The organism is Vibrio chagasii (assembly GCF_024347355.1).
GTDB classification, from domain to species: domain Bacteria; phylum Pseudomonadota; class Gammaproteobacteria; order Enterobacterales; family Vibrionaceae; genus Vibrio; species Vibrio chagasii.
Map to the genome: position 1 here is coordinate 541835 of NZ_AP025466.1, position 12810 is coordinate 554644.

Consider the following 12810-nt stretch of genomic DNA (forward strand, 5'->3'; position numbering starts at 1 on the left):
CTAGGCGTATAGTTCGCCATCTGGCTCTAATCTATAGAGCTGTTAATGCTAAAGTAAGTCCAAGTTCCACAAAGACAGTTCTCGATACCTCGTTACACCATCTCTGCGTCAGCTTTCACCTAGATAGTCATTCAATAGCTTTTAAATTCGATCCTAACTACCGATCTATCGTTATTCGCTTTCTTATGTGCGAACTCAGATTAGATCGTTCACTTAAATACAAATGTAATAAACACAAGGCAAAGTTATGTCACGAAGAACAACAAGACAAATCCATTGGTACCAACTCTCACGCGAGAAATCATTCAACAAACTAAAAGGTAGTAAATGCTCAAGATCAAAATAGACTTACACAAAGAACAACTTTCATGGGTCGCCGAGATTAGACAGCTCAATAGCGATATACTTCACCGCCATATATTGCCAAAGCTACAACACAACAGTTATCTCATAGACTTTGAATTTAACGAAAGAGACAGCACCGGAACTATCGTTTCACGCAACGGAAACACCCTAGGACATTTCACACTCCTATAGCTTTTCCCCTAAGGCAACAGAAAGAAACACCGTTAGTCCCACAGATGTCACCCTCAATTCGCTCTAGCAGAATAAAATAGAGTAGAACTGGAACAGAATAGAAACCTAGCCCTTTTTGCATTTCACTCGCGGCTTACGCTAGCTAGGTTATCGTGTTTTCATTGAATTGACGCTTGTCTGAAAAGCGTAGAGATTTGAAAGCGTCATCTTGAATGATCGCTTCTGATGAAAGCCAGTTTCTATTTCAATTAGCTCTTCTTGAAATCAATTAAGATTGAACCTTGAATCACCAATGACACATTATCATTGCGTTAACGGCATAGACCTTAACTTTTGATCAAGCGTATATAGATGTTCTGCAGCTTGCATGTGTTGAGGGTAATCGCTGAACTTATCGCGATTTTCCTCAGTCATCTTACATGTTTCATCCACCAGCATTAACTTCCAATACAGCTTTGTGGTGTGCAGCATAGCCAATAAAGGTTTGAATACCTCTTTCTCATAAGCCTGAATCAACTCTTCAATCAACTCATCGCGTTCGTCTTCACTTGAGATTGAGGCATTAGTCGCTGCCAATACCTTTTGATACTTTGGATTTAACTTCAACTTGTCCATCACGCTTTGATTGTCTTCAGCTAACTCAACCAACTTTAAGCGAATGATATTCACCCAATTAGCTTGACTAATCACGCCCTCATCAACATTTGAAAAGTCTTCACGGATTTGGCGTTCAATGTCTTTCTGAGCGTTTTTTAAAACAGTGCGTACTTTTTGAAAAGGTAGTTGAAACTCCTTACTTAGCTCGATGATCAGTTTATGAAAACCACCATTTGGAAGGTGTAAGTTTTCCTTAAACATCGCCATTGCAGCTTCTTGCTGCTCTCTAAGGTGGGTCATTCTCTTTCCTTTTCTGTATAACTTCGGTGCAGGCTCAAGATCATAACATTATTAGTCGCTATTTTTCGGCTAGTTCAAACGTTAATACCTTATTTCTATCAATCCTTTCTCGTTCGACTACTTTTCAAACCAAATGGCATCAAATGGTAAGAATGAGTTGATGAATATTCGTACATTACGCGCACAGGGTATTCAACCTGACAGGAGTCATTTACTTATATATGAAAGATAACGGCAAGAAGTGAGATAACACATGACCTATTCAGAATTCAAAGAATCCGACCTGCATAAATGCATGAGCATAGCTGGCGAAGCGGCAGTCTCGATAGCCAAATTTATTTTTAAAGTTACTTCCCTTTTGTTTCGAGGCGCTCGTTGGTTAGTCATCAAAGCATATAACTATGAAATGAAGTAGCTGCATAATAAGATAGCGACATAACGAAATAGCTATTTTGCACAGTCGTAATTACTAACCAAGCTAAATGGTTAAGTCATTACTTTCATTACGTCCCCTCACCAATAAAAAGCGCGGCCTCCTAGGTCGCGCTTTTTTGTATGCCTAGATTTTTAACTCGTTTTTATATGCATAGTTTATAAGCACTTTCTATCAGCGATGGCGTTAAATGGTAAAACTATCGTTCAAATAAAAACCATACTACACCAGTTCCAACGAAACAGACTTCTAACTTATACAGGTACTAAAATGAAAAAGATTGCACTTAAAATTGTAGGACTAACGGTTTTGGCTTCTGCGCTAACTGGTTGTATCGGCAGTAACGCCGTAACAGGGAAAGTGATGAAATTTAACGTTGAAGTTGTCGATAACCGCTATGCTCGTGCGGGTGTAAACTTCTTATTAGCGCCTGTGTACGGTATTACAACCGCAGCAGGCTACGTGGTATTCAACTCACTTGAATTCTGGACAGGCAAAAAACCTATCAGTGGCGCACCACACGTATTTGATACAAAAACAGACACTCACTTCAAAGTGAACGATGACCTGGACCCAAGCCTAAAAGAAGCGCCTGTAGGTCCAATATCTAACAACCGTACTATTGAAACCGGTGAAATGATTAAGATCGATGAAAACACTATCCAGATGGATATCGTTTATAACAGTGGTGAAACCGCAACACTCACTGGTATCAAAGAAGGCCAAAATGTGACTTACTACATGGATGGCCAACTCGTATCGCAAACAACGATTGCGGAACTAGAAAAAATACAAGCAACTGCATCTTAAGACACAGCTCTGCTAAACAATAAAAAGCCCGACAATCGCCGCAATGTAGATCAGATAAGGATCGGTTGACCGATCCTTCTTCTGAGAGATAATCGGAAGCCTGTTTCTAGGCTTCCGATTTTTTATGTCTATCCAAAACTATTTTGTCGATTTCCTCGAAGAAAATCCTGTTGATGTAGCTCAACTCACCACTTTCTCTGAACATATCCCAGATGAATGGGTTGTTAAGGCAGCTAGTCTTTCTGATAAAGCGACTATTCGCCGACGTCGACTACCAAGTGACATGGTCTTGTGGCTAATTGTCGGCATGGCCTTCTTCCGTAATGAACCAATTGCCGAAGTCGCACGAAGAATGAATGTCTGTGCGGATGGCTTGGCTGATGAAGAGTTATTAGCAAAAAGTGCTTTAACCCAGGCAAGACAACGTTTAGGCAGTGCTGCACCAGAGTGGTTGTTTAAACAATGTGGGCGAACGTGGGGTCTTGAACGATACCGTGATGATACGTGGCAAGGATTACAAGTTTTTGCTGTAGACGGTGCTCTTTTTCGCACCGCGGATACGCCCGAACTTAGAGAGCACTTTGGCTCGGGTAATACCTCGAGTAGCAGGCAGACACCACATCCAATGCTAAGAGTTGTGACTATGATGAATGTCCGTTCTCATGTCATCGTTGACGCTGCCATAAGCCCTTATCGGCGTGGTGAAATCCCACTTGCTATGCCCTTCATCGACTCTTTACCAGATAACTCTGTGACGTTACTAGATAAAGGTTTTTACGGTGCAGACTTACTTCTCTCTCTTCAAAATAGCGGTATTAATAGACATTGGTTGATACCAGCAAGGAAAGGGTTGAAATACACACTTTTAGATGAAGAAGAAAGCAATGATATGCTCATCGAAATGAACGTCTCACCGCAAGCTCTCAAAAAGAACCCTAGTTTACCTGAAAAATGGCAAGTCAGAGCGGTGACCTATGAAGTACAAGGTAAGCAGAAAACTGTTTTTACATCCCTTCCAAGAGCAGACTACGACGCGAAAGCGGTAGCCGAACTTTATCATGAACGTTGGGAAATCGAATTAGGTTATCGTGATATCAAAAGCTCAATGCAACACAATGCCTTAGTATTACGCAGTAAAACAGTAAACCTTGTTTATCAAGAACTCTGGGGGCTGTTGCTTGGTTATAATTTGGTAAGACGTGAAGCAAGTCAGGCAGCAGTTGAACATGGAAGAATGCCGAATGAAATTAGCTTTAAATACGCTTGTCAGTTTATAGCGAGCCAACTGAAGGTGATGAGTAAAGCGATATCGCCAGGCAATACACCTAAGCGTTTAAAGAGTCTAAGGGGAGACTTATCAATCCTCTTTATAGACAAACGCCCTAAGCCTAATCGGCCTAGGGCGGTAAAAATATCAAAGACTCGCTACCCAATTAATCGCAAAGCAGCTCCGCTTAAGTGAACTACATTGCCTTGTAGAAGGGGCATTCTTGTAAACTTAGTTTTCAATATCAAAACAAAGCCAGCCACCAAGCTGGCTTTTTTATTGGCTCAAACCCAACCGGCAATTGAAAGTGATACTCACTTAAAAGTATTTACCAGATGACACCCTCTTACTTTCCCTTTAATTGTTCATTACTTAGCCACAAATAAACATGAGTAAACTTCACACAATCATGCATCCACAAGCAAAATCTAATATTGCAAATTTCATTCATGAAAAATATGAATGCACTCATAAGAAAAGATATATCGTGCAAAGTCCTGTTTGGGACGGATGTTTCATTTTATGTATTACTATTGATGGTATTATAATTGGGTAATTACACTACATATTGCTACTAATGTGAGAATAAAATAATGTAGAATAGATTAAAAAAATCAATGATGTTCTGCCAAATGATGTTTGGACTTTCGTTCTATGGCGTCATGGTGATCTTGACTCATTTCTTCCTTGAGGACCTGAACTACAACGAAGCCGACACCATGATGGTGGTTGGTGCTTTCTCTGCAATCGGACCGCTGTTTGCTATTGCCGGTGGTTTCATCGCCGACAAACTCTTAGGTGCTTACCGATCTCTGACTATCGCTTTCCTAGGATTCGCGAGTGGTTACGTTTTACTGGTACTCGGCGCAGCAGCAACCAATGTTCCTATGGCATTGTGTGGTATTGCGTTAGCAAGTTATGCACGTGGTTTGATGTCTCCTTCTTACCCAAGTCTCTACAAACGCACGTTCAAAACACAAGAAGATTTTGAAAACTGCTACCCTATCAACTACTCCGTAAACAACATTGGTGCACTGTTAGGTCAGTACTTATTCCCTATGCTAGTGCTTGTTGTTGGCTTCCACGGTGGCTTCCTTCTGTCTGCTGTTCTAGCAGGCGCGGCACTACTGATGATGTTGTTTGTTCGTAAAGGCCTTGTTGAAGCAAGTGCTGAGATCGACCAGCAGCCAGTAAGCACTAAAAACTGGGCTGCTTTCCTAGGCTTATCTGCAGCAATGATCGGCTTAGTATTTTTCATGTTCTCTAACATGGATATTGGCCAAAACATCGTTTACGCGATCGGTGCTGCAGCCATTATCTACTTTGTCTCTTTGATGGTGAAATCAAAGAAATCAGACATGCTGAAAATGGGCACGATCTTAATCATCACATTCCTGACTACATGTTTCTTCGTGTACTGCGGCCAAATGATGACATCGATGACAATGGTGGCAATCAACACCATGCGTGGTGACCTATTTGGCTTCATTCCTGTTGCACCAGAAGCGTCAATGGCAATGAACCCACTATGGTGTATGGTGGCTGGCCCTATCATCGCCGGTATCTTCTCTAGCCTAGAAAAGAAAAACATCAACTCCTCTACAGCAACGAAAGTAGGTTTCTCTTTCATCCTGACGGCTATCGCTTTTGGTATCCTGACAATGACAGTGACTACCGTTGGTGAAGACGTTCTAATTCGCCCTGAAGTATTCCTAGCGATCCATTTCTTCCTAGCATTCGGTGAAGTAATTGTGGGCTCTATGGTAGTGGCGTTCATCCTGTCTGTGGCACCTAAGCACATCGAGAACTTCTCTGTAGCAATCGCACTATCAGGTATCGTTGGCGCGGTATTCTCAACGTCAATTGCACTAGAGAAAGGTCAAGAGATCACACAAGAGATCGTTCAAACAGTTTACGGCGACTACTTCCAAATGCTGACTGTTCTTGCGGTAGTAATGGTAGGTATTGCAATGGGTGCATCTTTCATTATTCGTAAGATGCTAGAAGCAGCAAAAGCCGCTGATGAAACGATTGAACTAGAACAAGCTAACAGCTAGCTACTCTCACGTTCAACCGACCTAACCCATCAAGCCCTTCAGTTTTCTGAAGGGCTTTTTTGTCTATATTTTTAATGATTTATAAAAAATCTCACCTTTGGATTTTCATTATGTAAATTATACTAAATGATAATTATTAGTATTGAGTGTTTTCTGGTTCGAGATTATTATGTGGGCATCAAAATCTAAGAGAGCCTTATATGAGCAAGCCTAGCCCTATCACATTAACTGTTACTCAAACCTCAACCATTACTCCAAACATGCAGCGTATTACGTTTAGCGGTGAGGGATTAAGTAAGTACCCTGCTGAATGTGTAGGCGGCTACATCAAGCTACTATTCTCGCCACTAGGCACCACCGACTTGAGTCAATTAGACGAAGGTGAGCGTCCAACCATGCGCACCTACACCATTCGCCACTACAATCCTGTAGAGAAGTTCATCGAAGTCGATTTCGTTCGCCATATCACTAAAGATCTTCAATGTGGCTTTGCTGCGAGATGGGCAATGAGCGCACAAGTTGGTGATACTATTTCAGTGGCTGGCCCAGGTTTAATTCAGGGGCTGAACCTAGAGTCAGATTGGTTCTTCTTAGTGGCAGATATGACTTCACTCCCTGCGCTCTCCGCAAAAGTAAAAACACTGTCAGAAGACGCAACAGGGTACGCTGTTATCCAGATCAATTCAGCAGCAGACAAGCAAGAGCTAGAAGCCCCTGAAGGCATCAAGATCACTTGGCTAATTGAAGATGAAACATCAGAAACACTATCCCAAACGGTTCGCAGCTTAACGTGGTTAGACGGTCAGGTTTCAGTATGGACAGCGTGTGAATTTGAAAGCATGCGTGAACTCAGACAGTACTTCAGAAACGAAAAAGAAGTCGCAAAAGAGAACATCTACATCAGTAGCTACTGGAAACGTGGCGTCAGTGAAGATGGGCATAAAGTTATCAAACAGCAAGATGCTCAAGCTCTCGCAGACTAAGCCAACCACCAAATAGCCAGTCTCAAGACCAACTAAAAAACGCCCTTAACGATTAATCCACCGTTAAGGGCGTTTTACTTTCCAATGCCAGAGAGCATTTTCTATCTCTCAAAGCAAGATACCCTAGTAGGCGCTTCTTAAATCAGTGAGGTAACCAGACCTATAAGAATCAAAACAACGCCTATACCGCGGGTCATGTGCCACTTTTCCTTTAAAAAATAGATCCCCATCACCACACCGAAGATGATACTCACCTGTCTAAGAGCAACGACCAAGCTGACGTTCTCTGTCATGGTCATTGCAAACAGCACCAAACCATAAGTCGACGCCATCATGATACCAGCCACCGTGGCTTTCTTGCGTAGTACCCAAGCATTCGTAAACTCGACACTTTGGTTAGTTACCAATAACCAAATACTCAGCGGAATCACGATTGCCCAAAACTGGATGCCTAAATAAAAAATCGCCGTGTGTTTGTTGGTAATAACCGTTGTGCTTAAAGGCTCCAATAACAGTAGCGCTTCTTTATCAATAATGGAATAGCCAGTGGTGCCGATAGCGGCGATAAGTGCCCAAAGCACGCCAAGGTTCAGGTAGGCCTTGAGCCTTAGTTCAGAGAATTGTTTCAGTGGGACAAACAAACAACCCAATGTAATCAGTGCAAATCCAACCCATTGATTAACGGTAAGATCATAACCAATCAATACGGTACCCAAGCCAACCATTAAAACAGGCAACGCTCGAGCCATTGGATAAATCACACCAATATCAGCTTGTTTATAAGCAGCACCCAATCCAATTAGATAAATGATTTGGCATATCCCACTGAGTAAAACCAATTGCCAAAATGGAAGTGAGATATTTGCAAAGCCAACATTATCGACATACCAGATAAGATAAGGAGTCAATATCGCTGCAGCCGCAAACCCAGAGGCCAGGAAAAACGATGAACCAGATCCTTGGTTAGATTTACCGAGAACATTCCAGCCCGCATGCAATAAAGCAGAGATAATGACGATAACAATGGCAGAGAATTCCATTTCATTCCTAATAAAATTGCTAAATAGATAAATAAAAGCAACAGCTTAATTGAAGTGATAAAAAAGGTCTCTGGATGAGAGACCTTAAATCATTGAAACCGGACGCCCCTACAGAATTATAAGGGACCCGTTAGTTAACTAACACAGTGTCAAAGTGATTAGCGTTCGAGTTGAGCTATCGATTCAATACTGATTGCATCATGACGCCAATACTCAATATCACAATCAATCAAATCGCCGTTTTGATTGTAGTTAACACGCTCTACCACCATCGCAGGAGAACCCGAAGTCGCACGCAGAGCTTGTGCTGTTTCGCCCAATAGCGACGTTGTGCTCACGCGATAACGTATCTTCTGATACACCACACCAAAGTGCTCGCGGTAAATGTCCGTCAGTGATTTAGACAGGTCATAATCGAGCAAGTTAGAAAATAGCTCTGGTCGAATGTAATTTGTCACATACACAACAGGCCTATCTTCAAGATAACGAACTCTATCTACGCGATAAACATCCGAGAAAGGAGGCAGTTCAAGGAGCTTAGTCGCCTCCTTAGTGGCGAGCATTCCCTTGGCAGAGATCAGCTCAGTTTTCGGCTTACGATTCTGCGCCAGAGCCATATTAGTGAAGTTCAATGTTTGTGTTGGATCGTAACGAAGCGGCGCTGGTGAGATAAACCAACCACGGCGATCTTCTCGATAAATACGCCCTTCCGCTTCGAGCGAAGATAGCGCTTCACGTAACGTAACGCGTGTTGTATCAAACGACTCAGCTAACTTACGTTCCGCAGGCAGCTTTTGTCGCGGCGTTAGCATCCCCGACTCTATCTGCTCTACGATGACATCTTTGATTTTTACGTACTGCACTTAATTTCCTTCATTCTTATTCTTGTCGTCAGCCACTCCTTGGCCAACCGCAATCTACAATGGTTCGCTAGCGCTTGCGCCAAGCTTGGGTGCGCTTCTCAAATAACTTATTGATTAACATATGAATCAACTTCGCACTCGCTGCAGATATCATGATCATTACCGCCATGGCTGCTGCTGCACCGGTTTGCCCCGCGTCGTCCATATTCAGTACTGAAACTGACGCAGGTATCGTATCGGTAGAATACAAGAATACTACCGCAGATGTGGTGGTAAGTGCATTAATAAACAGGTATGTCGCAATATCTAAAATCGTAGGCAGACAAACTGGTACCGTTACTTTAAAGAACAACTTGTATTGCGGTAGGTTTACCGAGGCTGCGGTGGCTTCAATTTCCGCAGGCAGCTGCTTCAATGCAGTTAATGCCGTCATGTGCCCAACCGTGTAATAGTGAACCACGGTATTAATAACCAAGAACGCCATTGTGCCATATAAGAAGTTAAGTGGATTGCTCAGGTCATTGAAGTAGAAGATATAACCCAAACCCAACACCATCCCAGGAACGGCCATTGGCACAACACTGAGCATCTGCATCGCCTGACGAACAGGACCAAATGCTCTGCCCTTCTCAATGCAGTACGCACCTAAGAAAATCAATACGGTACCGATAATGGCAGTCCATGCGCCAAGTGTTAGCGAGTTGAAGAACGGTGTCCAACCATAGGTACTCATTTCTGCGAAGTTGTAGTTGTTCAGTGTCAGCGCTTTGTTCCAAGGCCAGAAGGTGACCATAGAACCGTATACCGCCATCCCCAACACGATCACCACAGCTGCTGATATCACAGCACAATAAAGGAAACACAATCCATCACGCACGGTATTTGGTTCTGGTTGGTACGCGACAGAACGAGTATCAAATAAGCTCTTTTGCTTCTTTTGTACCCAGCGGTCCACTGTAAACGCAAGCAATGCAGGCAATAACAACAAGATACTGGTTACTGCACCCATTGAGAAGTTCTGCTGCCCTACTACCTGTTTAAAGATATCCGTCGACAAAACATTGTAGCTACCACCAATCACCTTGGGTACACCAAAGTCACACACCACCAGCGTAAACACCACGATAAGCGTACTGATCAAGCCATATTTGGCTGCAGGTAAGGTAACCATGAAGAAGGTTTTGAGCGACGACGTATTCAGTGCACGTGCTGCCTCATAAAGACGGGCATCGGACGTTCTGAGTGAAGTGGTTAGAATCATCAAGGCATGTGGAAACGTCCAGAATATCAGGCCTAATGAGATGCCAATTAAGCCATATACCGAGTTGCCACCGAGGAGTTCTTTGGCAATGCCTTGGTTACCAAATAGGAAGATCAAACTGATTGCAGGAAGTAATGAAGGCGCAAGGATCGGCGCAGAGCCTAATACCTGAAATAACCCCTTAAAAGGCATACATGACCGAGTCAACGCATAAGCGTAACCAAACGCTAAAACACCAACCACTGTCGTTACCAACAAGCCCAACGTAAAAGTGTTACCCACAGATTGCCAAAGGCTTTGAGAAGCGAAATAGGTCGCGAAATTCTGTAAACCTACAAATTCACCATCAGCATTCTGAACACTTTTTTTCAGCATCGCCCACAATGGCATCAGAATAAACAGCGTCATGACTACAGACAAAAATGCCAACAGCCCAAATAGAATCACGTTGTCCTTGCTTAACCGAGCCAGTAAAGGCTGTACTCGTCGTTGAATTAGCAGCTTAGGTTGCATCATTTGAGTCGATTCCATGATTCTTTACGCCGCCTCGTCTTTCATCACTTGAACACTTTTCGATGGATAAGCTCGCAAGCCTTCTTGATCAAACGCCACGTAACGAATATCGCTACGGCGTAACTTCAATCGATTGAACTCTTTGACTGGCACATCAACGATAACCTCTTTAGCGGTAGAGTCATGCTGCAATTGACATTCGACACGATAAAAAGCCCCTAGAAACTCACTCGAAACGATTCTGACAGGTAATGACTCATTAAAACGATCAACAAACTGAATTTGCTCAGGACGAACTGCAATATCGAACACATCCCCCTGCTTTGGAGTCAGATTGTCTAACCCAGGAAGTGGCAACATAGATTCAGCAATACGCATCTTGCCTTGAACAGCCACAGAGGCTTGAATGAAGTTCATGCTGCCGACAAACTCAGCGACAAAACGACTCGCTGGCTTTTGGTAGATCTCTTGAGGCGCCCCCACCTGTTCAATAACCCCGTGGTTCATGACCACGATGCGGTCTGCCATAGTCAAAGCTTCGTCTTGATCGTGTGTCACCATGATCGTGGTGATGCCCAACTTGCGCTGTAATTGACAAATCTCATCACGCAGGTGTGTTCTTACTTTTGCATCGAGTGCAGACAGCGGCTCATCAAGCAGAAGTAACCCAGGAGACAAGGCCAGTGCGCGAGCTAAAGCCACACGCTGCTGCTGACCGCCAGATAATTGATTCGGATACTTTTGACCAGACGTTGGCAAGCCGATGGTTTCTAGCCAAGACTCCACCGTTTCGAGTGCTTCTTTGGTCGACATGCCTTGGTTTTTCAACCCGATTTCTATGTTTTCTTCCACCGTCAGGTTAGGGAAAAGAGCGTAAGATTGGAACACGTGCCAAAGTCACGCTTTTCTGGTGGTAAAAAGGTCGTGTCGCTACCATTTTGCTCAATGGAACCTGAGGTTGGTAAGTCTAGACCTGCAATCGCACGTAATAAGGTGGTTTTTCCACAGCCCGATGGGCCAAGGAAACAGACGAACTCGCCTTTTTCAATCGATAGGGAGATGTCTTTTAGCGCTGTAAATTGGCCAAATTGCTTTACAACGTTTTCAATATTCAAATAAGTTTGGTTGCTCATATTACAGCACTCCTTACATGGTATATACCAAATCTAAACTTTGAATATTTCAGTTGAGTGACAAATTTATAGAAGCTAAATGACAGTTATATTGCAGAAATAAAATTCATTCTAACTGAGGGTGACGAGAACAAAACAAGTAATAATATTCAATATCTTACAGAAACCCACTAACCCTCAGATAGGTATTTGGCGATGAAAGCCAATGTGCTTTTCACCGCCAAATATCAATGCTTGTTTATGGTTATATCTATCGTTTCTTCCAATACTGAAATCAGTAGACCGCACGCATGGAGCAGATTCCAAGCGAGCGCTTAAACGTTCGTGTGGATTAACCAAGTGAGGGCGATCCGCCACTTCATATTGAGGTAAATCATTAATCGAGTCAGCACCATTTTGACTATGGTTGTGCGAAGGGCCGTGTTGCTCTAACCACTCATTCAAACTAACCACCTTGCCATGCGGATGACTCGGAAGCCCCAAAATCTTGGCAGAGTATTGACTCGACGATTCCATGAGTTCAATACCGACAACATTGGGAATATTGAGCCTTTTTGCCACACATGCAGGAATGAGTGACACAATGGCAGAGATGATCACCATCGGCTGCCCTTGTGTTATTGACGACCAGCTCCTCTTTGCAAGATGAGGAAAGATCTTGCTGAGAACTTTACGATTAATGCACTCTTCTAATAATGCACACACCTCTTGATAAGTTTTATTGGCTAGTGAGCGGGTTGCAAATTCAAGGTAAATATCTTCATTGAGAATACCTTGAACATACAGCGCCATAAGCCGGCGTTCTTCGTTCAAAAAGCTAGGTTCATTTGCCAACCCTTTCTCAACCAAAAACTCATTCCAAATCATGGCGCTGTTTCCATCCATGAGTGCTTCGTCTAAATCAAATACATACAGCGGGGTCGTCATATCAATTCTCACTTCAAATCAAATTTAACTTCCAATTCAGTTGCCACTTGAAGATCGGTTCTCGCTTAACCTGCAAAGCACAATCTACA

10 protein-coding genes and 1 pseudogene are annotated in these 12810 nt (G+C 43.0%); 5 read left to right on the plus strand and 6 right to left on the minus strand.

The genetic code is table 11. From position 1 onward, the window contains the following. The first annotated feature begins 327 nt into the window (after positions 1-327). Positions 328-537, plus strand: coding sequence for a hypothetical protein (locus OCV52_RS18380; RefSeq protein WP_004738883.1), 210 nt, complete (start codon positions 328-330; stop codon positions 535-537). Positions 538-840: 303 nt separating this feature from the next. Here OCV52_RS18380 and OCV52_RS18385 read toward each other — a convergent pair whose 3' ends face one another. Then, positions 841-1434: a hypothetical protein gene (locus OCV52_RS18385; protein ID WP_137409097.1), complete on the minus strand. Its 594-nt coding sequence runs from the start codon at positions 1432-1434 to the stop codon at positions 841-843. Between the two features lie 703 nt (positions 1435-2137). On the opposite strand from OCV52_RS18385, the gene OCV52_RS18390 reads away from it, so the two are divergent. The 4 genes from OCV52_RS18390 (at position 2138) to OCV52_RS18405 (ending at position 6984) form a co-directional block, all read left to right on the plus strand. Further along, positions 2138-2677, plus strand: coding sequence for a DUF3332 family protein (locus tag OCV52_RS18390; protein ID WP_137409098.1), 540 nt, complete (start codon positions 2138-2140; stop codon positions 2675-2677). A gap of 124 nt (positions 2678-2801) precedes the next feature. Continuing rightward, positions 2802-4139, plus strand: coding sequence for an IS4 family transposase (locus OCV52_RS18395; RefSeq protein ID WP_261900889.1), 1338 nt, complete (start codon positions 2802-2804; stop codon positions 4137-4139). 437 nt (positions 4140-4576) lie between these two features. Beyond that, a complete protein-coding gene (locus tag OCV52_RS18400) occupies positions 4577-6001 on the plus strand; it encodes a peptide MFS transporter (protein WP_137407098.1) in 1425 nt (474 codons plus the stop codon). Positions 6002-6201: 200 nt separating this feature from the next. Beyond that, positions 6202-6984: a siderophore-interacting protein gene (locus tag OCV52_RS18405; protein WP_137407097.1), complete on the plus strand. Its 783-nt coding sequence runs from the start codon at positions 6202-6204 to the stop codon at positions 6982-6984. Between the two features lie 137 nt (positions 6985-7121). On the opposite strand, the gene OCV52_RS18410 is transcribed toward OCV52_RS18405, so the two are convergent. From OCV52_RS18410 to OCV52_RS18430, 5 genes and pseudogenes are all read right to left on the minus strand, one after another. Then, complete coding sequence (locus OCV52_RS18410) at positions 7122-8024, minus strand: EamA family transporter (RefSeq protein WP_137407096.1); 903 nt, start codon at positions 8022-8024, stop codon at positions 7122-7124. Positions 8025-8182: 158 nt separating this feature from the next. Continuing rightward, a complete protein-coding gene (gene phnR / locus OCV52_RS18415) occupies positions 8183-8887 on the minus strand; it encodes a phosphonate utilization transcriptional regulator PhnR (protein ID WP_137407095.1) in 705 nt (234 codons plus the stop codon). Between the two features lie 67 nt (positions 8888-8954). Beyond that, entirely contained in the window at positions 8955-10664 is a 1710-nt protein-coding gene (locus OCV52_RS18420; protein ID WP_206383561.1) for a putative 2-aminoethylphosphonate ABC transporter permease subunit, read from the minus strand. 21 nt (positions 10665-10685) lie between these two features. Further along, positions 10686-11794 (minus strand): annotated as a pseudogene (locus tag OCV52_RS18425) (putative 2-aminoethylphosphonate ABC transporter ATP-binding protein). A 177-nt stretch (positions 11795-11971) separates the two neighbouring features. Beyond that, positions 11972-12733, minus strand: a complete 762-nt coding sequence (locus OCV52_RS18430; protein ID WP_261900894.1) for an HAD-IB family hydrolase — start codon at positions 12731-12733, stop codon at positions 11972-11974. Positions 12734-12810: the final 77 nt, after the last annotated feature.